The following is a 20,598-nucleotide window of genomic DNA, read 5'->3' on the forward strand; positions in this document are numbered from 1 at the left end:
TTCTCCGCGCGTTTTGAAAACGTGAAGTGGCGGTAGGGTCGGCATTGCCCGGCCCTGCCTGTGTTAACGATGCGGAGATGTCAAATGCCGGTAATCAACGGAAGTTCGGGACGTGATACGCTGCGGGGCACGCCGGGGCGCGATACCATTCATGCAGGCGCGGGCGATGATGTCATCTCGCCCGGACGCGGGGACGATCTGGTCTTTGGCGGTCCCGGCGCGGATACGATGTATTGGGACCGCAACCCGGCGACGACGGGCGCTGTGGACGTTTACTATGGCGGTTTTGTCGGTGAGCGGTATGACCCCAACCCCTATTTCGACCGCACGGGCGGCGACCGGCTGATCATTGGCCAGCCAGACGCCTTTCAGGGCTATCGCGTGATCTATTCCTCGTCCGAGGATGGGTATGCGCTGGATGTGCATGGCAACCGCCTGAATTTCGAGCAGTTCGAGCGGGTGACGACCGGGGCGGGCAATGACAGGATCGACGCCTCGGGCGCGGTGATCGAACCGGCGCGGGGCACGCCGGGCGATCCGCTGCATTACGTCCCCGAACACGGCATCGACATCACCGCAGGCGCGGGCAACGATCTGATCATCGGGTCGTCAGGCGCGGATTACATCGACGGCGGTCCCGGCAATGACACGATCCACGGCGGCGACGGCTGGGATTTCATCCAAAGCTCGACCGGCAATGACCTGATCTATGGCGGCGGCGGCAATGACAATATCCGCTGGGGGCGCGGCAACCCGGATGAGCGGATCGGCAATGACACGATCTATGGCGGCGAGTCCAACGAACAGGGCGGCGATCTGCTGAACCTGTGGGCGCGCGACTGGGATGGCAACGGCGTCTCGGTGCAGTTCAACACGGTCGAAAGCGGCTGGGCCATCACCGATGTCGGCGGCCGCAGCACCGTCCGTTTTCATGAGTTCGAGAATTTCTTTACCCATGACGGGCGCGATACGGTCAGCGCCGCGCAGGCCACCCCCGGCGAGGATAATCGCGGCATCCAGTTCAACACGCGCTGGGGCAATGACATGCTGGTTGGTTCGCGCGGGAATGACACGCTGGAGGCGGGCGACGGGGCCGATACGGTCGATGGCGGGCGCGGCGATGATTTCATCTCGCTGGTGCAGGACTTCTCGTTGCCGCTGGGCAGCTATGTTCAGCCGGATGCACAGCGCGATGTGCTGGTGGTCCGCGACGGCGCGGGCTTCGATACCATCCGCGCCTTTCAGCTTGGCGATCTGCGCAATGGCGCGGGCCAGATCGTCCGGCATGGCGATGTGCTGAACCTGCAGGGGCTGCACAATGCGCGGGGCGATCTGGTCGGGATCAATGATGTGCGCATCTCGGAATCCAATGGCCATGCCGTGCTGAGCTTTCCGAATGGCGAGCGGCTGCTTCTGGAAAACATCCGCGCCGGGGCGCTGACCCGGCAGGCGCTTCTGGGCATGGGGTTCGAGGTCAATCCCGGCGCCGCGCTGGCCGCTCTGCAGCAGCGGATGCAGCCGGAACAGGTCGCCATGCAGGCGCGCAGCATTCCGCCCGAAGGTCAGGGCGGGTCCGGACTGCCCTGCAAGCCGGGCGCGCCCTGTTTCACCGCAGGCACGCTGATCGACACCCCCGACGGCCCCGTCGCGGTCGAGACGCTGCAACCCGGCGCGCGGGTGCTGACCCGCGACAACGGCGCGCAGCCGCTGCGCTGGGTCGGGCAACGCCGGCTTGAGGCCGGGGATCTGGCGCAGAACCCCAAGCTGCACCCTATCCGCATCGGCGCGGATGCCTTGGGGCCGGGACTGCCCAGCCGCGATCTGATCGTGTCGCCGCAGCATCGCGTGCTGGTCCGCTCGGCCATTGCGCAGCGCATGTTCGGCGCGTCCGAGGTGCTGGTCGCCGCCCGTCAGCTTCTGGCGCTGGACGGCATCACGCAGATGCAAGTGGCGCGCGTGACCTATGTGCATCTGCTGTTCGACGGGCATCAGATCGTCATCTCGAACGGCACCCCGACCGAGTCGCTGTATACCGGCCCCGAGGCGATGAGATCGCTGGGCAAGGCCGCGCGGGACGAAATCTTTGCGATCTTCCCTGAATTGCGGCAGCGGCCCGCGGTCGCGGCGCGGACCTTGGCCGAAGGCAGCAAGGCGCGGCAGATGGTGGCGCGGCATCAGCGCCATGGCCGGGCGCTGATCCTGTCCTAGGCGGCGGGGCAGATCGCCCTATTGGCGAAAATGGCAGGTGTGCGTCGCATGTTTCGCGTTGTCGCGCGGCTGCCTTTGCGCGCATGGTAGCGGCGGTTTCAGCAGGCAGCCGGCCGATCGAAAGGCCAGCCGATCGAAAGGAATGACGCATGTCGTCGCAAAATCCCGAACTGACGCTGTTCGCGGCTGTCCCTGCGGCGCGGGCGCAGGATGGACGGCTGCTGCTGGATGACAAGTTTGCCTCGGGAATGGCGCTGCACGCCCGGCAATGGCCCGGCCCGGTGCGGGCGGTGATGCGGGATATGGGGGCAGAGGCCTTGCCCTTTGCCTCGGCCATCGACCCGGCCACGCTGAACTTTCAGGTGACGCTTCTGCCGCCCGATGCGCCGTTGGAAACGGCGCTGGGGCAGGCGCCGGGGGTGATCCTGGCCTCGGCCGATATGACCGAGCAACTGGGTCTGGGCGATGCGGCGCGGGCGCGCGGGCTGTCGGTGGTCTATGGCATCGAATACACGCTGGACACGCGCCTGCAGATCGCCCGCATCGAACGCGGCCGCAGCTTGCCCAAAAAGCTGTGGTCGATGCTGTGGAACCTGCGGCAGGAACGCGGCCGCCGCGCCGCGCTGCGCGCCGCCGATGGCATCCAGATGAACGGCTTTCCCGCCGAACAGGATTACGCCGCGATGAATGCCCTGCCGCTGCGCTATCTGGACAACCGCATGTCCGCCCAGATCATGGCGACCGAGGCCGAGGTCGATGCCCGCCGCCAGCGCCACGGCGAACGCCGCCCGCTGCGCCTGATCCATTCCGGCAGGCTTGAGCCGATGAAGGGCGGGCATCTGCTGGTGCCGCTGGCACAGGCGCTGTGCGATGCGCGCGTGCCCTTTACGCTGGACATCTATGGTGCGGGCAGCCTTGAGGCGGACATCCGGACCGGCATCGCCGCCGCCCCGCAATTGCGCGAACGTGTGCAGTTGCACGCCCCCGTGCCGTTTGAAAGCGAGCTGGTCCCCATCTCACGCCAGCAGGCGGATGTCTTTGTCAGCTGCCATGTGCAGTCGGATCCGTCCTGCACCTATCTTGAGGCGATGGGCTGCGGCCTGCCGGTCGTGGGCTTTGCCAACCGGATGCTGGCGGCGCTGGTGCGCGACAGTCAGGGCGGCTGGTGCCTGCCGATGGGCGATGTGGCGCAGATGGCGGCGCTGATCGGCACGCTGGACCGCGACCGCGCCAGCGTCATGACCCATGCCGATGCCGCGCTGCGCTATGCCCGACAGCATGATTTTCAGGCCGAGTTCGACGCCCGGATGCGGCATCTGGCGCAGGTGGTCAGCCGCGTTTCGGTTCCTGCCGCTGACGCCACGCTGCCGCAGCATGGGCTGGCAGGATCGTGAAGCCCTTGGCATAGCGCGCGGCCAGCCGTTTCGGGTTCGACAGCATCCGCCACATCCATTCCATCTTGATCTGCCGCGCCCACTTCGGCGCGCGCTTCTGATGCCCGGACAGAAAGTCCAGCCCCGCCCCGATCGAGGCAAAGCCGACATTGCCCAATGCATCGCGGGCGCGGATGGCAAAGATTTCCTGCTTGGGCGCACCCAGCGCCAGAAAGCACAGACGCGCCCCCGAGGCGCGGATCTTGTCGATGATCTGCGCGCCTTCGGGGCCGGTCGGATCGAAGGGAAAGCCCGGCGCATGGGTCATGGCCACCTGCAATCCCGGCACGCGCGCCTGCATCGCCTTGGCGGCCAGCGCCAGTGAGGCGTCGTTGCTGCCGATCAGCCCGATGGGCAGGCCCTGCGCCGCGGCCTCTTGCGCCAGAGGCAGCACCAGATCGGACCCCGGTGCCAGACTGACGGGCTTGCCCGCGATTCGCGACAGCCAGACGATGGGGTTGCCATCGGCGCAGACCAGATCCTGCGCGGCATAGGCTTTGCGGAACGGCGCCTCTTCGCCCAGACGTTGCAGATGGTCCACGTTGATCGTCGCCAGCGCGAAGCCTTGCCCCACGCTCAAATTGTCGCGAACCTGCCGCAGCAGGGATGCTGAATCTGGACAATTGATCCGAACGGCATTGCCGTCGGGAAAGCTGAATTGCATGATGTAAATCTATCCGGCCCCGGTTGCGGGCAGGATGGGTCGGGTGTGCGGGGAAAGCAATGGCTTTCCGTTCGGCCCTGTCCAAACAGGATCGGCCAGGGAGTATCTGCCGTTGCCCGCATTTGCGCTGTTGATGCTGCTGATCTGGCCCATCGTGACTTCGGTCTATTTCTCGCGCATGGACAAGCAGAAGGCGTTGGTGTTCACCATCATCTCGGGCTACCTGATCCTGCCCCCGCTGATCGAGATCGACCTGCCGCTGGTGCCCGGCATCAACAAGGCGATGATCCCGGCACTGTGCGCGGCGCTGATGCTGTTTTTGCGCCGCGATCCGCATGACAAAGGCCCGACCGCGCCCGAAATGGGGGTGGTGGTGACGATCCTGCTGGCGATGAATTTCACCGCGCCCATGCTGACGACCTTCACCAATCCCGACACGCTGTTTGACGGCATCAACGTGCGGCCCGGCATGTCGATCACGCAGGGCATGGCCGATACGCTGCTGGTCTGGATGCAGTTGCTGCCGTTCCTGCTGGGCTACCGGCTGCTTTACGATGTGCGCGGGGCCGAGCTTTTGCTGCGCACGCTGGTGCTGGGCATCCTGTGCTATACCCTGCCGATGCTGTTCGAGCTGCGCTTCAGCCCGCAGACCAACATTCTGGTCTATGGCTATTTCCAGCATGATTTCGTGCAGACCATCCGCTATGGCGGCTATCGCCCCATCGTGTTTCTTGAGCATCCGCTGTGGGTGGCCTTGATCACCATGTGGGCCGGTCTGGCGGCCATCGTGATGGCGCGCCACAACAAGACCCGCCGCAATGTGCTGATCGCGCTGTATCTGTGCTGCATGATCGTGCTGTGCAAATCGGCGGGTGCGCTGATTCAGGCGCTGATTGCCGCGCCTCTGGTGGCGCTGGCGCGTCCGCGCCTGATGGTGCTGGTGGCGGCGGTGGTCGCCTCGATCGCCTTTGCCTATCCGACGCTGCGCACCACGCCGCTTCTGCCAGTCAATGACATCGTGAACGTCGCCATGTCCATCTCGCCCGAGCGGGGGCGGTCGCTGGAGTTCCGGCTGATGAATGAGGAGCAGCTTGTCGAGCGCGCGCTGGAACGGCCGCTGTTCGGCTGGGGCGGCTGGGGGCGTCCGCTGTTCTATGACCCCTATGACGGGCGGCTGAGCTCGGTGCCGGATGGCCAGTGGATCGTGTGGCTGGGGGCGCGGGGCGTCTATGGCTATCTGGCGCAGTTCCTGCTGTTGCTGGTGCCGATCTTTACCATGATGCGGGCGCTGATGGCGGTGCGCGGCACGACGAACAGGCCGGAATTCCTGACGCTGGGCTGTCTGTCGCTGATGCTGGCGATGAATTGCGTGGACCTGATACCCAATGCCACGCTGACCCCGGTGACATGGATTGCCGCGGGGGCGTTGCTGGGCAATGCAAGGCGGCTGCTGAGCCGCGCCGAACAGCCCGACACTCAGCCGTTGCCGGATGGGATCATGCCGAAAAAGGCAGGCCTTCAAACGGTTTTATAGGTTGGTGGGCGGCGCAGGATTCGCTATTTCGAATACGCGCAGCAGTTGTTTAAGTGTTTTCGCCTATTACGGCGTTTGTGAGTCTTCAGAAGGGGTTGCCCATGGCCTTCGATCAGGATCTGGTTTCGGACAGTGACATTGCGATCGTGGGGATGGCGGCGCAATTGCCGGGTGCCGCGACTGTCGCGCAATACTGGGACAATCTGTGCCGTGGGGTCGAATCGATCCAGCGCGTTCCGCAGGCCGATCTGATCGCGCGTGGCGAAGCCCGTGCCCGGCTTTCCGACCCGAATTATGTGCCCTCGGCCGCCATTCTGGACCAGTTCGACGAATTCGATGCCGAGTTCTTCGGTCTGTCGCCCAAAGAGGCGGCGATCATGGATCCGCAGCACCGCAAGTTTCTGGAAACCTGCTGGCACGCGCTGGAGGATGCCGCCCATACGCCCGAAGGATTCGACGGCCCGGTCGGTGTCTGGGCGGGCTGCGGCATGGGCAGCTATTTCTACTGGAACGTGTGTTCCAACCGCGATCTGGTCGATGGCGTCGGCCATTTCCTGCTGCGCCATACCGGCAATGACAAGGACTTCCTGTCCACCCGCGTCAGCCATGTGTTTGACCTGACCGGACCCTCGATCAACGTGCAGACGGCGTGCTCGACCTCGCTGGTGGCGATCCACATGGCCTGCCAGTCGTTGAACTCGGGCGAGGTGGATATGGCTCTGGCCGGGGGCGTCACCATCGAGATGCCGCATGGCGTGGGCTATCTTTACAAGGAAAACGAAATCCTGTCGCCCGATGGCCATTGCCACGCCTTCGATCACCGGGCGCAGGGCACGGTGTTCGGCAGCGGCGCGGCGGTGGTGGTGCTGCGGCGGCTGAAGGACGCGATTGCGGACGGGGACCATATCTGGGCCGTCATCAAGGGCAGCGCGCTGAACAATGACGGCGCGGCCAAGGCGGGCTATCTGGCCCCCAGCGTCGAAGGTCAGGCGCAGGCGATTTCTGAGGCGCTGGTGATGTCGGGCGTCGCCTCGGACAGCATCGGCTATGTCGAATGCCACGGCACCGGGACCGCGCTTGGCGACCCGATCGAGGTGGCGGCGCTGAATCAGGCTTATGCGCGGGTCAGCGACGGCACGCGGCAGGGGCCGTGCCATATCGGCTCGGTCAAGACGAATATCGGGCATCTGGATACGGCGGCGGGCAGCGCCGGGCTGATCAAATCGGCGCTGGCCGTGCATCATGGCCGCATCCCCGCCAGCCTTGGCTATGAAGCGCCGAACCCCGCCATCGATTTCGACGGCGGACCGTTCCGCGTGAATGCCGCGCTTGGCGATTGGCCGATTGCCGGGCCGCGCCGGGCGGGCGTCAACTCTCTGGGCGTCGGCGGCACCAATGCCCATGCCATTCTGGAACAGCCGCCCGAAATGCCGGGATCCGAGGAATCGGACTGGCCGTTCCACATCATCGCCGTCTCGGGCCGCAGCAAGGCGGCGGTCGATGCGAACGGGGCGGCGCTGGCGGCGTGGCTGCGCGCCCATCCCGACACCGACTTGGCCGATCTGTCCTTTACCCTGACCCAAGGCCGGCGACAGTTCGACCGTCGCCGCGTGCTGATCGCCCATGACGCGACCGAGGCGGCGGATCTGTTGGAAAGCGACGATACGCGTCTGGTGTTTGACCATCAGCATGTCGCCGATGGGGCCGAGCCTGTTTTCATGCTGCCCGGCGGCGGCGCGCAATATGCCGGCATGGCGCGCGGTCTTTACCAGACCGAGCCGGTCTTCCGCGACTGGATGGACCGTGGGCTTGACCACATGGCATCGGCGCATGGCACGGATCTGCGCGCGCTGTGGCTGCCCGAGCCGGGGGCCGAGGCAGGGGCGGATACGCGACTGCTGCAACCCTCGCTGCAGTTGCCGCTGCTGATGATCACCGAATATGCGCTGGCGCAGCTTTGGATGTCGTGGGGCGTGATGCCGACGGCGCTGATCGGGCATTCGATGGGGGAAAACACCGCCGCCTGTATCGCTGGCATCATGAGCTTTGAAGACTGCATCGGCCTTGTCCGGCTGCGCGGCCAGTTGATGGACCGCGTGCCTGCGGGCGGAATGCTGTCCGTGCCTCTGGAGCCTGCCGATTTCGCCGCCGAACTGGCCGAGCTGGATCTGGATCTGGCCGCCGTGAACGGCCCTTCGATGTCGGTCGTGTCGGGGCCGGATGCCGGTCTGGACCAGTTCGCCGCCCGCATGGCGCAGCGCGATATCGAATGTCAGCGCATCGCCATTTCCATCGCCGCGCATTCGCGGCTGCTGGACGGCGTGCTTGCGGAATTCCGCGCCTATCTGGCCAGCATTGCGCTGAACGCGCCGCAGATCCCGATCATCTCGAACCAGACCGGCCAGCCGCTGAGCGATGCGCAGGCGACCAGCCCGGATTACTGGGTCCAGCATCTGCGCGGCACGGTGCGCTTTGCCGATGGCATTGCGCATCTGGCCCAGAACCCTGACCGGATCTTCCTCGAGGTCGGCCCCGGTCGCGCCATGCAGGCGATGGCCAAGGCGCATCCTGCGGTGGGCGCCAATCAGGTCATCACCACGCTGCGCCATCGTGACCATGCGACGGGCGATGATACCTATTTCATGGGGGCTTTGGCCCGCGTCTGGACCTGCGGCGGGCGCATCGACTGGGATCAGATCTGGGGCGGTGCGCGGCGGCTGCGCCTGTCGCTGCCGGGCTATCAGTTCCAGCGCAAACGCTATTTCATCGAACGCTCGACCAGTGCCGCGACCGAGGCCGAGGCCGAGCTTGCCCGCATCGACGACACCGCCCAATGGGGCTGGCGTCCGGCATGGAAACTGGCCTCTCCGGCGATCGAGATCGGACCCAAGGGGCCGGTGGTGAACGGCACCCGCAACTGGCTGATCTTTGCGGATGATCTGGGGATCGGCGAACGGCTGGGCGGTTTGCTGGCGGATCTGGGCCAGCAGGTCGCGATGGTCCGCATCGCCGATACCTTTGCCGATAAGGGGCAGGGGCAGTTCACGCTGCCGGTCGAATCCGACCGCGAAGGCTATGAGATGCTGCTGGCCGCGCTGGCCGCCCAAGGCATGATCCCGGACCGCATCCTGCATCTGTGGTCGGTGACGCAGGGGGCGGCATTCCGCGCCGGTTCCAGCCTGCTGAACAGCCAGCTTGAGCGGGGCTTCTTTGGTCTTCTGCATCTGGCGCAGGCCATCGCGTCGGAACTGCCCGAGGCGAAGCTGGACCTGATCGCCATCTGCAACGACGCCCTGCGCGTGGCCGATGAAGACGCCGCCGCGCCCGAAAAGGCCACCGCCGCAGGCCCGATCCGGGTGATGCCGCATGAGATGCCGAACATTGCCGCGCGTCTGGTCGATATCCGCCTGCCCAAACGCCCCGCCGATGCCGCTGCCCTGCTGCTTGAGGAAGCGCTGGCCCCGCAAGGCGCGCCGGTCTGCGCATGGCGCGATGGCCGTCGGTTTGAACAATCGCTGGAGCATGTGGCGCTGGCCGATGACGGCATGGCGGGCATTCCCGATGGCGCGGTCTGCCTGATTACCGGCGGCTTCGGCGGCATCGGTCAGGCGATTGCCCGCGAGCTTGCGCCGCGCGGCGCAAAACTGGCGCTGACCACGCGCGGCTCGGTCGATGCAGCGCCTGTGCAACTGGCGCTGCAGCAGTTGCAGGCCTTGGGTGCGCAGGTCATCGCCCTGCGTGCCGATGTGACCAGCGCCGATGAAATGGCCCGCGCGGCGGCTGAAACGCGGGCGCGGTTCGGCGGGCTGGATGTGGTGCTGCACGCCGCGGGCGTCATTCGCGACAGCCTGATCGCGGCCAAGACCGACGATGATTGCTGGGACGTGCTGGCGCCCAAGCTGATGGGGACGCAGGCGCTGATCTCGGCCTTGGCCGAGGCGCCGCCGAAGCTGACGGTGCTGTTTGCCTCGACCAGTTCGGTGATCGCGCCTGCGGGTCAGGCCGATTACGTCGCCGCGAACGAATATCTGAACGCAGTGGCGCGGTCTGCGCCCAAGGCGCTGGGCCGCACGGTCGCGGTCAACTGGGGCGTTTGGGCCGATGCGGGCATGGCGGCCCGCGCGCTGGGTCTGGATCATGCGGTGGCGGCGGGTGCCCCCGTCGCGCGGCCCTTGCTGGATGAAGCGATGCCGCTGCCGGGCGGGCGCGAGTTCCGCACTGCGCTGCGCATGGATGACTGGATCATCGGCGGCCACAAGACCGCCTCGGGTCAGGCACTGATGCCCGGCACGGGCTGGATCGAACTGATTGCCGAGGCGGCGCTGGAATCCGGCCTGAGCCTGCCGATCATCATCCGCGAGCTGGAATTCCAGCGCCCCGTGCTGGTCGAGGAGACCGCCTTGGTCACCACGCGGGTCGAGCCTGCGGGCGAGGCGCTGCGCGTGACCATTCTGGACGATCCGCAAGGTGCGGCCAATGTCACCGCGCTGATCGCGCCCTTGCAGGAAGCCGCGCCCGAGCCGCTGGTGGCAACCGGGCCGTGGGATCAGGACGGGCAGGGGGCGGCCATCGCCTCGGCGCAGGAACGGCAGATGGATTTCGGGCCGCGCTGGAAAGTGCTGCGCCGGTTCCGCATCGCGGGCGACGAGGGCATGGCCGAACTGTCGCTGGCCCCGGAATTCGCAAGCGAGCCGGGCGACTGGCTGGCGCATCCCGCGCTTCTGGACATCGCGACCGGCTGGGCCATGGCGCTGATCAAGGGCTGGACGCCCGACGCGCTTTGGGCACCGATGGGGTATCGCTCGATCCGCATCCATGCGCCGCTGCCGGCGCGGGTCATCAGCCGCATCCGCAATGCGGGCGAAAACACCGATGCGCTGGGAATGGCGCAGTTCGACATCACGCTGGCCGCGCCCGACGGCACGGTCGTGGCCGAGATCAAGGGCTTTGCCCTGCGCAAGCTAAGCGCGGCTTTCTCGGCCCAGCCCAAGGCGCGGGTGCAGCCGCGCAGCATGTCGCCCGCCGAACGGCGGTTGCATCAGAACATCAGTCAGGGCATCCCGGCGGCGGTCGGTCCGGCCATGCTGAGCCGCGCGATCTCGTCCGGGTTGGCGCAGGTCTATGTGTCATCGCTGGATCTGAACGCGCTGATCGCCGAGGCGGCGGTCGTGGCCGATGCCGCCCCCAGCGAGGGCGGGTTTGAACGCCCCGATCTGGACAGCGATTTCGTCGAACCCACGCCCGGCACGCAGGCCGAACTTGCGGCGATCTGGTCGGAACTGCTGGGCATCGCGCAGGTCGGCGCGGCCGACAGCTTCTTCGATCTGGGCGGCCATTCGCTGATTGCCGTGCGGATGTTCGGGCAGGTGCGCAAGAAATTCGACGTGGATCTGCCGATCTCGACCCTGTTCGAGGCGCCGACGATTGCCGCGCTGGCCGCGCTGATCGAAGAGCGCACCGGCCCGCGCGAGGTGCATGTCGAAAACATCCGCAGCCTGCCCGCCGAACGTGTGCGGCACCGCTTTCTTGTCGATATGGGCGGGCGCGGCGACGGCACGCCGTTCTTCATCGTCGCGGGCATGTTCGGCAATATCATGAACCTGCGCCAGCTTGCGCAGCGCGTCGGCGCGGATCGCAAGTTCTATGGCCTGCAGGCGCGCGGATTGCTGGGCGACGACAAGCCGCATGACAGTTTCGCCGAGGCCGCGCGCGACTATCTGGCCGAGCTGCGGCAGATCCAGCCGCATGGTCCCTATCTGCTGGGCGGCTTTTCGGGCGGCGGGCTGACCGCGTATGAAATGGCGCGCCAGCTTCGGGCCGAGGGCGAAGAGGTCGCGATGCTGGTCATGCTGGACACGCCGCTGCCGCTGCGCGAGCCGCTGAGCAAGCAGGACCGCAAGCTGATCCGGCTGGGCGAATTGCGCGAAGGCGGGTTCGGCTTCGTCAAGAAATGGGTCGGCGACCGCGTGCAGTATGAAATCGGCAAGCGCCGCAAGGCGCAGGCGCTGGAAACCGGGACCGCCACCGAAGGCGCGTTCCACGATCTGGCGATCGAGGCCGCCTTCCTGTCATGGCTGCCGGGCATGACCGTCACCAACTGGGACGGGCCGGTCGCGATGTTCCGTCCGCCGCTGGACCGGCGCTGGAAGGTCTCGGGCGGGCGCTGGGTCACCACGGCGCGCGAATATCTGCTGGAGGATAACGGCTGGACCCCCTTCATGCCGCAGCTTCAGGTGATCGAGGTGCCGGGCGATCATGACAGCATGGTGCTGGAACCGAATGTGCGCCGCATGGCCAGTGTGTTGCGCGAATTGCTGCGCAATGCCGACGATGCCTCGGCCCGTGCCAAGGCGGCGGAGTAAGACATGAGCGTGCAAGTCGTTGTTCTGAACTGGCGCACTGCGGACATGTCGCTGGATGCCGCCGCCGCCGCCCTGCGCGAGATCGAGCTGCTGGACGGTGGCGTGACCATCGTCGACAACGACTCGGGCGATGGTTCGTTCGAGAAGATGTCGCAGGCGGCGCGCGACTGGCCGCGGGTTGCCGTGGTGCAGTCGGGCTGGAATGGTGGTTTCGGCGCGGGCAACAATCACGGCATCCGCGTGGGCCTGCCGGACGGGCGGCGCCCCGATCTGGTCTATCTGCTGAATTCCGACGCGATCCCGCAGCCCGGCGCGATCAAGGAGCTGGTCGATTATCTGGCCGCGCATCCGCAGGCGGGCATCGCCTGTTCGCGCATCGTCGGCACCGATGGCGCGCCGCATCTGACCGCGTTCCGCTTTCCCAGCGCGGCCGGAGAATTCGAGGCTGCCAGCCGCAGCGGCCCCGTCACCCGGCTGTTGCGCAATCGCGTCGTCGCCATGCCGCAGCCCGCGACATCGGGTCGCGTGGACTGGTCGGCGGGTGCATCCATGATGATGCGCAGCGACATGCTGGACCGGATCGGATTGTTCGATGAAGGCTTTTTCCTGTATTTTGAAGAAACTGACCTGTGCCTGCGCGCTGCGAAAGCCGGGTATGAGACCCATTACGTCGTCGAAAGCGTGGTCGAGCATATCGGCTCGGCCAGCACGGGGATGAAGACGTGGAAGCGCGTGCCGGATTACTGGTACGACTCGCGCCGCCGCTATTTCGAAAAGCATCACGGCCGGGCCGGCGCGCTTGTGGCGACGGCGGCTGTGCTGGGCGGCGAGGCGCTGTGGCGTTTGCGCTGTCTGGTGCAGCGGCAGGCCACGGGGGTTCCTCCCGGTCATCTGGGCCAGCTGACGCGCCACGCCTTGCGCCGCCAGCCCGCCCCTGCTCATGTTGAAAAGGGTAAGCCATGACGCAATTTTCTGCGATTCTGGTTGGAAATGAACTGCTGCTGCGTCACGCGGCGGATACGCTGATCCAGCGTGGGCATCGCGTCGCAGCCGTGGTGACGCGCAACCCGGAACTGGCGGGCTGGGCGCAGGGCGAGGGGCTGCGGGTCGAGGATCAGGACGCGCCGATCCCCGAGGATGCGCCGGTCGCGGATTGGCTGTTCAGCGTCGCGAACCTGTCGATCCTGAAGCCGCAGATGCTGGCGCGTGGCCAGAAGGGCGCGATCAACTTTCATGACGGCCCGCTGCCGCGTCTGGCCGGGCTGAATGCGCCGGTCTGGGCGATCATCGGGGCCCAGCCGCAGCATGGCATCACCTGGCACCTGATCGAAGGCGGCGTCGATGAGGGCGACATTCTGGCGCAGCGCCTGTTCGATCTGCGCGACGATGACACCGCGCTGACGGTCAATGCGCGCTGTTTTGCCCGCGCGGCGGAAAGCTTCCCTGATGTCGTGGCCCAGCTTGAGGGCGCGGGCCCGCAGCGCGTGGCGCAGGATCTGGCGCAGCGCAGCTATGTCGGCAAGGACAAGCGCCCCGAGGCGGCGGGGGTAATTGATTTCAACCAGCCCTCGGCCACGATCGGCGCGTTGGTGCGCGGTCTGGATCATGGCGGCTACTGGAACCCCCTGACCGAGGCGAAGGTGCTGGCGGGCGACCGTCTGCTGTCGGTGACGGGCTTTGGCGGTGTCGCGGCAGGATCGGCGGCGCCGGGAACGGTGATCTCGCATGACGGGAATATGGCGGTCATTGCGACGGCGGATGGCGCGGTGCGCCTGCAATTCCGCGAAGTGCCGCCCTTGGGCGTCGTGCTGGCACCGGGCGACCGCGCGCGGCTGACCGAACTGTCGCAGGCGGCGGCCAAGCAGGATGGCTGGTGGCGCAAGCGGCTGGGCCGGATGGTGCCGGCGGTTCTGGGCGGTGAGGCCTCGGGGAAGATGGCGCGGATCGAGCTGATGCCCGGCGCCTCGGCCGAGCGGGTGGCCCTGGCCGCCGCCCTGCTGGCGCGGCTGGCGGCGCAACCGCAGCTGGATCTGGCGCTGCGTCCGGCGGATCTGCCGACCGATTCGCTGGTCGCGGGCTGGCAGCCGCTGGAGGTGCAGGCGCAAGGCGACATGTCGCTGGCCGAACTGGCCGCGCAGATTGCGGACAGGCAGGCCGAGGCGCAGGCGCGCGGCTTCTTCCTTGCCGATCTGCCCGCCCGCGCGCCCGAACTGCGCGACGCGGCAACGCCCGATCTGGCGATCAACCTGCGTGATCTGGACCCGCTGGCCGATGCGGCGCTGACGATTGCGCTGTCAGGTGACGGCGCGGCGCTGTTTCACGATCCGGCGCGCGTCAGCGAGGTGCAGGCGCAGCGCATGGCGCGGGCGCTGGATGCCGGTCTGGTGCTGCCCGGCGCAACCGCGCTGAAGGATATTTCGCTGCTGGATGCCGATGAGTTGCGCGACCTGCTGGTGACGCGCAACGATACCGTGGTCGATCTGCGGCTGGCCTGCATCCACGATCTGATCGACGAGGCCGCGAAGGCCGATCCCGATGCCGTCGCGCTGGCCTTTGAAAACCGCAAGCTGAGCCGGGCGGAACTGGCGCGGGCCTCGGACGCGCTGGCGGCGCGGCTGGTGGAACTGGGTGTCGGTCCGGATCAGCCGGTCGGGCTGTTTGCCAAACGCTCGCCCGAACTGGTGATCGGGGCGCTGGCGATCTGGAAGGCGGGCGGCGCCTATGTGCCGCTGGATCCGGATTACCCCGCCGACCGGATCGAGCTTTACATCGAAGACAGCGGCGCGCGGGTCGTGCTGGTGCAGGACGGCATTGCCGACCGGCTGCCCAGCCATCAGGCGCAGGTCGTGCCGATCCCGACCGCGATCCCGGCGCAGGCCACAGCGCCCGCGCGGAGGGCGGGGCCGGAAAATCTGGCCTATCTGATCTATACCTCGGGTTCGACCGGGCGGCCCAAGGGCGTGATGGTCGAACATCGCAACGTCGCGAACTTCTTTGTCGGCATGGATGCGGTCATTCCGCATGCGCCCGGCGATGCTTGGTTGGCGGTGACCAGCCTGTCCTTCGACATCTCGGTGCTGGAGATTTTCTGGTCGCTGGCGCGCGGCCTGCGTCTGGTCATTGCCGGAGAGGAATCGCGGCTGGCGGTGTCCGGAACGGCGCCGGTGGTGCAGGGCGAAATGGCCTTCAGCCTGTTCTATTGGGGCAATGATGACGGTCCGGGGCCGCGCAAATACCAGCTTTTGCTAGATGGTGCGCGCTTTGCCGATGAAAATGGCTTTGTGGCGCTGTGGACACCCGAACGGCATTTCCATGCCTTTGGCGGACCCTATCCGAACCCGGCGGTGTCGGGTGCTGCGGTGGCTGCGGTGACGAAAAACATCGCGGTGCGGGCGGGCAGCTGCGTCTTGCCGCTGCACCACCCGGCCCGCGTGGCCGAGGAATGGGCGGTGATCGACAACCTGACCGGCGGTCGGGCGGGGCTGGCCATCGCCTCGGGCTGGCAGCCGGACGATTTCGTGCTGCGCCCCGAAAACGCGCCGCCGAACAACAAGACCGCGATGATCGCGGGGATCGAACAGTTGCGTCAGTTGTGGCGGGGCGATGCGGTCGAATTTCCGCGTCAGGGCGGCGGCAGTTTCGCTGTCGTGACGCAGCCGCGTCCGGTGCAACAGGAATTGCCGCTGTGGATGACCGTGGCCGGCAACCCCGAAACTTGGGTCGAGGCCGGGCGTCTGGGCATGAACGTCCTGACCCATCTGCTGGGCCAAAGCATCGACACGGTGGCGGCGCGGATCAAGGATTACCACGCGGCGCTGCGTGCGGCGGGTCATGATCCTGCCGACTTCACCGTCACGCTGATGCTGCATACCTGTCTGGCCCAGGACCGCGAAACCGCCCGCGAGATCGCGCGCGAGCCGATGAAGAACTATCTGCGCAGCGCGGCGGCCTTGGTGAAACAATATGCCTGGGACTTCCCGGCCTTCCGCAAGCCCGAAGGCATGACCAATCCCATGGCGATCGACCTTGGCTCGCTGTCCGAGGATGAGCTGGACGGCATCCTTGAATTCGCCTTCCTGCGCTATTTCGAGGATTCGGGCCTGTTCGGGTCGATGGACGATGCCATCGCGCGGGTCGAACATCTCAAGACGATCGGCGTCGGCGAAATCGCCTGCCTGATCGACTATGGCATCGCGCCGGAACAGGTCGTCGCGGGCTTCCCGATGCTGGCCGATCTGCGCGCGGCGGTGAATCCGGCGGGCGATGCGGATGCGGGCGACTATTCCATCGCCGCTCAGATCCGGCGCTGGGGGGTGACACATCTGCAATGCACGCCCAGCATGGGGCGGATTCTGGTCTCGGATCCGACCGTGGCTGCGGCGATGGCGCGGCTGAAATGCGTCATGCTGGGCGGCGAGGCGCTGCCTCCGGCGCTGCTGGCGGAGTTGCGCAATGTGACCAGGGCGCGCGTGCTGAACATGTATGGCCCGACCGAAACGACGATCTGGTCGACCACCGCCGATGTGACGGATGCCGCCGAAATCACGCTGGGCCGGCCCATCGCGAACACGCAGCTTTATGTGCTGGACCCCGATGGCGCGCCCGTCGCCCCCGGTGCCTTGGGCGAATTGTGGATCGGCGGGCATGGCGTCACGCGCGGCTATTGGCAGCGCGAGGATCTGACGGACAAGGCGTTCCGCCCCGATCCTTTCGTTCCTGCGGATCGCGCCTCGCCCTGGGGGGCGCGGATGTATCGCACCGGCGATCAGGTGCGCTGGCGCGATGATGGTGGGCTGGACTATATCGGCCGCGCCGATCACCAGATCAAGCTGCGCGGTTTCCGCATCGAGCTGGGCGAGATCGAGGCCGCGCTGGGTGCGCTGCCCGGTGTGCGCGAGGCGGTGGCGCTGGTGCGCGAAGACACGCCCGGCGACAAGCGGCTGGTCGGCTATGTGACCGGCACGGGGCTTGAGGAAAAGGCGATGCGGCAGGCTTTGGTGACGGCCTTGCCCGCGCATATGGTGCCGGGCCGGATCATCCGGCTGGAGACGATGCCGCTGACGCCCAATCGCAAGATCGACCGCAAGCAATTGCCGGTTCCCGGCTCGGTCGTCGTGCCGGTGGCGGTGGCGGCACCCGTCGCGGCGGTCGTGGCCGCGCCTGCCGCCACGCAATCCGCACCCAGTGCGGATCTGGCGGCGGATGTGCAGCGCCTGTGGTCCGAGGTTCTGGGCGTGGCGCAGATCGGGGCGCGCGACAACTTCTTCGCCTTGGGCGGGCATTCGCTGCTGGCGATCCAGTTGCACCGGACGATCCGCGACAAGCTGGCGCTGCCTCGGCTGGGGGTTACGGATATCTTCCGCTTCCCGGTTCTTGCCGATTTCCTGCGCCATGTCGCCACGCTGGCCCCGGCCAACGCGGTCGCGCCCGCGCCAGTTGCCGCTGCGCCAGTTGCCCCCACTGCGCCCGAGGTCGTCACCACCGCCGCGGCAGGCGACGACGCCATGGCCAAGCGCCGGGCCTTGCGCGCGCAATTGCGCGGCAAGTGAGCGGTGCCGAGGCGCTGCTGGATCTGACGCAGCGCCTGCTGCCGCGCGGCTTCGGCTGCGCGGCTTTAGTCTTGGATGAGGGATATATCCGCGACCTGCTGCCTGCCGAGGCGGCGGTCATTCAGCGCGCCGTGCCAAAGCGGCAAAAGGAATTCGCGACCGGCCGCGCGGCCCTGCGCCTTGCGATCAGCCGTGCCGGGCATGATCTGGCTGCCGACCGGCCGATCCTGCCCCGCGCGGATCGCGTGCCGGATCTGCCCGCCGGGGTCCGGGCCAGCCTGTCGCATAGCGGCGGGTTCTGCGTCGCGGTGGCAGCCCCCGCAGGCGGCCCATCGGTCGGCGTCGATCTTGAGCCCTGCGATACCGCGCTGCCCGACGGGCTGGCCGCGACCGTCGCGCCGTATCGCATGTCGCCCGATCAGCCCTTGCTGGCCTTTTGCGTCAAAGAGGCGATGTTCAAGGCGCAATATCCGCTGACCGGACAGATGCTGGATTTCAGCGCCGTGCCTGCGGTGCTGCGCGGCGACCGGGTCCGGGCCTGCATGGGCACGCGCCTGATCGGCGCGCGCTGGGGCCGTGCTGCGGGTTGTTTTCTGGCGGTCAGTCTGTTTCGCGGCTGAACAGCCGGGCAAGCTGCTGGGCCGAGGCGCGGATATCGTGGCGCTGGGTCACCCGATCCCGTGCCGCCTGGCCCATCGCGGCCAAGGTCGAGGGCGAGGTCTGCGCGGCCTGCAGCATCGCCTGCGCCAAGGCATCGGCATCGCCCGCCGGAACCAGCCAGCCTTCCTGCCCCGGTCGCACCAGTTCGGGGATGCCTGCGATATAGGTGGCGATGACAGGTCGGGCGCGGGCCATGGCCTCCATGATGACGACGGGCAGACCCTCGGCAAAGCTGGGCGTGACCAGCGCATGCGCATTGTCCATGGCGGCGCGGACGCCGGCTTCGTCCTGCCAGCCCAGCAGGTGAACGGCCTGCGCCATGCCTTCGGCGGCGATGGTCTGTTCGATCATGCCGCGCAGCTCTCCGTCGCCGACAAGGGACAGGCGCAGGTCGGGGTTCTGCCGCCATGCCTGCGCAAAGGCGCGGATCAGCAGGCCGAAGCCCTTTTGTTCGGCAAACCGGCCGACCGCCACCAGATGCAGCGGATCTTCGGGCATCGGGGCGGGATCGGACCAGCGCGTCAGGTCCAGCCCGCAATGCACGACCTGCACCTTGGGCAAGTCAGCCGTCGCCGCCCAGCGATACATCTGCGACCGCCCAAAGCTGCTGACGGTGACGCAGAATTCCGACAATGCCAGCTTGCCGCCCAGATCCAGTGGCTGGGGGCGGTCGAATTCTTCGGGGCCATGCACGGTGAAACTGAAGGGCGGCCCGCCCAGCAGGCGCGCATAGGCCGCCACGCGGGCCGAGTTCGTGCCGAAATGCGCATGGATATGGTCGAGCCCCAGCACCCGCGCGCGGGCGGCGACGCGCGCGCCCTCTGCCGCATAGATGATCTGCAGGGCAAGGCTGCTTTCGCCCGCCTTGGCCCGCGCACGGGCCAGTGGCAGGACCGCGCGGATTTGCCTGTTTCCACCAAGGTCGCGCAGCAGCCGCACGGCTCCGGCTTCCAGCACACGTTCGGTTTTAGCGTGCTCCGACAGGTCGGCGGGATCGGTCAGCGTCTGGGCATCGCCCCGCATGGCAAAGCGATGGATGTGAAAGCCCAGGGCTTCCAGCGCGTTGATCTCACGCCGGATGAAGCTGTGAGAGGGCCGCGGATAGGTGTTAACCAGATAACCGATTCGCAGTTTGTAAACCCTTTTCAAAACGCTTTTGTCCAAGCCCGGTGGTTGTCACCTACCGTCTGGGCCAGATTACGCTCAATTTTAACTATCATTGGGCGGAACTGAACCCCCCGCTTGCCATAGACTACGAATTGAGTAGCGATTCGTTAAGAAATTGGCACTAATCAGGTTAAGCGTTGATCTTGGCGGAGTAGTCAGCTGACTGGCATATTGACCATAGGTGTCGCGATTGCTGCGACGGTTGCAATTCTGGGGGGATCGTCCCTTGGATTGTCACTGTGGTCGATGCTGCTGATCTATTCGCTGGGCGGGACGGCTGCCACCTTCTTCGTCGCGTGGCGCAAGTTCCGTTGCATGGAACACGCAGAACAGGGCTGAAAATACAGCCCCGTTCCGCAGTCAGGTATCGGGTCTCAGTAGCCGGTGCAGCGGAAAACCACGCCGACGGTCTTGGTGATGATCGACGCATCGCCCTTGAAGCTGAGACCAGCCGCATATTCCGCATCGAAGGTCGCACGGGCGGCAAAGCTGCTTTCGTTGCGATCCGAGATCTGCCACGGGCCGGTGACGCCGGGGCGCAGGTGGTAGTAGTCGGCGCCGGGGTAAAGCTGCGCCTGGTCCAGCATCATCGGACGCGGGCCGACGATGCTCATGTCACCCAGAAACACGTTCAGAAGCTGCGGCAGCTCATCCAGCGAGGTCTTGCGCAGGAACTGACCGACCGGCGTAATGCGCGGGTCGTTCTTCAGTTTCTGGGTCAGATCCCATTCGGCCTTGGCTTCGGGATTGCTGGCCAGATACTCGGCCAGTTTCACATCCGCATTGTCCACCATGGTCCGCATCTTGAACAGGCGGAACGCCCGGCCCGAACGGCCGACACGCAGCTGGGTATAAAACGGCTTGCCGCCATAAGCGATGATCATCAGCGCCAGAATGGCCACGACCGGAATGACGATCGGCGCGGCAGCGGCGATGGCCAGCAGGTCCAGGGGACGCTTGACAAAACGTGCATAAAAGGACTGCACACCGATCGGCTCTGCAATGACGTTTTGCGTCTGTT

Annotated in this window: 10 protein-coding genes; 7 read left to right on the plus strand and 3 right to left on the minus strand. The window is 66.5% G+C overall.

The annotated features are described in order from the left end of the window. The first annotated feature begins 84 nt into the window (after nucleotides 1-84). The gene (locus GL284_RS02975) at nucleotides 85-2,208 is read left to right on the plus strand and encodes a Hint domain-containing protein (protein WP_196216728.1); all 2,124 of its coding nucleotides are present in this window, start codon (nucleotides 85-87) and stop codon (nucleotides 2,206-2,208) included. A 149-nt stretch (nucleotides 2,209-2,357) separates the two neighbouring features. Beyond that, complete coding sequence (locus GL284_RS02980) at nucleotides 2,358-3,602, plus strand: glycosyltransferase (protein ID WP_155043162.1); 1,245 nt, start codon at nucleotides 2,358-2,360, stop codon at nucleotides 3,600-3,602. Here the strand turns inward: GL284_RS02980 and GL284_RS02985 are convergent. Beyond that, nucleotides 3,538-4,305, minus strand: coding sequence for a WecB/TagA/CpsF family glycosyltransferase (locus GL284_RS02985; protein ID WP_155043163.1), 768 nt, complete (start codon nucleotides 4,303-4,305; stop codon nucleotides 3,538-3,540). The genes GL284_RS02980 and GL284_RS02985 overlap by 65 nt on opposite strands. 112 nt (nucleotides 4,306-4,417) lie before the next feature. Between GL284_RS02985 and GL284_RS02990 the strand changes: the two genes are divergently transcribed. The 5 genes from GL284_RS02990 to GL284_RS03010 all read left to right on the plus strand — a co-directional run bounded on the left by GL284_RS02990 (nucleotide 4,418) and on the right by GL284_RS03010 (nucleotide 18,370). Continuing rightward, nucleotides 4,418-5,839 (plus strand): hypothetical protein, encoded by a 1,422-nt coding sequence (locus GL284_RS02990; protein ID WP_196216729.1) that lies wholly within the window; start codon nucleotides 4,418-4,420, stop codon nucleotides 5,837-5,839. A gap of 101 nt (nucleotides 5,840-5,940) precedes the next feature. Further along, nucleotides 5,941-12,201 carry a type I polyketide synthase gene (locus tag GL284_RS02995; protein WP_155043164.1) on the plus strand — a complete coding sequence of 2,087 codons (6,261 nt, stop codon included), beginning with the start codon at nucleotides 5,941-5,943 and terminating at the stop codon, nucleotides 12,199-12,201. 3 nt (nucleotides 12,202-12,204) lie between these two features. Then, a complete protein-coding gene (locus tag GL284_RS03000; protein WP_155043165.1) occupies nucleotides 12,205-13,164 on the plus strand; it encodes a glycosyltransferase family 2 protein in 960 nt (319 codons plus the stop codon). Beyond that, nucleotides 13,161-17,750, plus strand: coding sequence for a MupA/Atu3671 family FMN-dependent luciferase-like monooxygenase (locus GL284_RS03005; RefSeq protein ID WP_155043166.1), 4,590 nt, complete (start codon nucleotides 13,161-13,163; stop codon nucleotides 17,748-17,750). Before GL284_RS03000 ends, GL284_RS03005 begins: the two co-directional genes overlap by 4 nt. Then, a complete protein-coding gene (locus tag GL284_RS03010; RefSeq protein ID WP_341870310.1) occupies nucleotides 17,747-18,370 on the plus strand; it encodes a 4'-phosphopantetheinyl transferase family protein in 624 nt (207 codons plus the stop codon). The genes GL284_RS03005 and GL284_RS03010 overlap by 4 nt, the downstream gene beginning before the upstream one ends. Here the strand turns inward: GL284_RS03010 and GL284_RS03015 are convergent. Continuing rightward, nucleotides 18,351-19,541 carry a glycosyltransferase family 4 protein gene (locus GL284_RS03015; RefSeq protein ID WP_155043277.1) on the minus strand — a complete coding sequence of 397 codons (1,191 nt, stop codon included), beginning with the start codon at nucleotides 19,539-19,541 and terminating at the stop codon, nucleotides 18,351-18,353. The genes GL284_RS03010 and GL284_RS03015 overlap by 20 nt on opposite strands. 410 nt (nucleotides 19,542-19,951) lie before the next feature. Beyond that, entirely contained in the window at nucleotides 19,952-20,563 is a 612-nt protein-coding gene (locus tag GL284_RS03020) for a sugar transferase (protein ID WP_341870311.1), read from the minus strand. Between the last annotated feature and the right edge of the window lie 35 nt (nucleotides 20,564-20,598).

The organism is Paracoccus shanxieyensis (assembly GCF_009711265.1).
In the GTDB taxonomy this organism is placed as follows: Bacteria; Pseudomonadota; Alphaproteobacteria; order Rhodobacterales; family Rhodobacteraceae; genus Paracoccus; species Paracoccus shanxieyensis.

Bases quoted from the DNA above. Each gene is read 5' to 3' on its own strand.
- GL284_RS03000 (WP_155043165.1), top strand. From the start codon at position 12,205: ATGAGCGTGCAAGTCGTTGTTCTGAACTGGCGCACTGCGGACATGTCG.
- GL284_RS02985 (WP_155043163.1), bottom strand. From the start codon at position 4,305: ATGCAATTCAGCTTTCCCGACGGCAATGCCGTTCGGATCAATTGTCCA.
- GL284_RS03005 (WP_155043166.1), top strand. From the start codon at position 13,161: ATGACGCAATTTTCTGCGATTCTGGTTGGAAATGAACTGCTGCTGCGT.
- GL284_RS02975 (WP_196216728.1), top strand. From the start codon at position 85: ATGCCGGTAATCAACGGAAGTTCGGGACGTGATACGCTGCGGGGCACG.
- GL284_RS02980 (WP_155043162.1), top strand. From the start codon at position 2,358: ATGTCGTCGCAAAATCCCGAACTGACGCTGTTCGCGGCTGTCCCTGCG.
- GL284_RS02995 (WP_155043164.1), top strand. From the start codon at position 5,941: ATGGCCTTCGATCAGGATCTGGTTTCGGACAGTGACATTGCGATCGTG.